Source organism: Puniceibacterium antarcticum (assembly GCF_002760615.1).
Taxonomy (GTDB): domain Bacteria; phylum Pseudomonadota; class Alphaproteobacteria; order Rhodobacterales; family Rhodobacteraceae; genus Puniceibacterium; species Puniceibacterium antarcticum.
This window is the reverse complement of sequence record NZ_AWWI01000140.1, coordinates 1-681: the sequence shown is the minus strand read 5'-3', so window position 1 is coordinate 681 and position 681 is coordinate 1. Positions and strand designations below refer to the sequence as shown.

Sequence of the window (681 nt, the reverse complement as noted above, 5' to 3'; positions counted from 1 at the left end):
CGGCCTCAAAACCGGCCAAATTGGTTGTCGCCCGCGGACAAGGTGGTTGACGCTCTACAGGTAGACTTCCGCGTATTTGATGGTCCGCCAGAGTCGCTCTACAAAGACGTTGTCGCGCTAGGCGTTCAGTCCCGGGATCTGGTGGATCGGATTTAGGATGAATCGATTTGGCTCTAAAGTCCAGATTTTGCAGATGTATTCGTAGGGCGTGAGGCCGTTGAGCGTCTTGAGGCGGCATGCAAAGTTGTGGGTGAGGAGGGATAAGCCGACAGTCCTGTGGACTGTTGGCCCCGACACGAGATGACGTCGGCGAAGTGCGTGCGCAGCTGATCATGGCTTTCGTCATGGTATCGTTTCACGTTCAGCCGTCGCCGATCCCCCGGATCGGCTTGGGGCCTCAGCTGTCGTAACGTGTGGCGACAGGTCTCCAGTCCTTCAGGCGACCGAACATAATCTCAATTCGATTGCGCCTTTTGTAGCGACGCTTATGGTATTTCACTGTCTTTTTGCGCGACTTCCGGCCCGGGATGCAGGCTTTTATCCCTCTGTCTTGCAACGCTTTTCGCAACCAGTCAGCATCATAGCCCCGGTCCGCTAAACACCAATCGGCCTGCGGCAGGCCTTGGTCTCAAGATTGAAGTGCGACACCCACAGCCCGAAGGGCATAGGATGTTGGCATGG

The 681-nt window shown here is 56.1% G+C and carries 2 pseudogenes; both read right to left on the bottom strand.

Annotated elements, in window-relative coordinates:
- Positions 1 to 117 precede the first annotated feature (117 nt).
- Positions 118 to 371: pseudogene (locus P775_RS29105) on the bottom strand (hypothetical protein); the annotation flags it as partial.
- Positions 372 to 397: 26 nt separating this feature from the next.
- A pseudogene (locus tag P775_RS20595) lies at positions 398 to 619 on the bottom strand (transposase); the annotation flags it as partial.
- Positions 620 to 681: the final 62 nt, after the last annotated feature.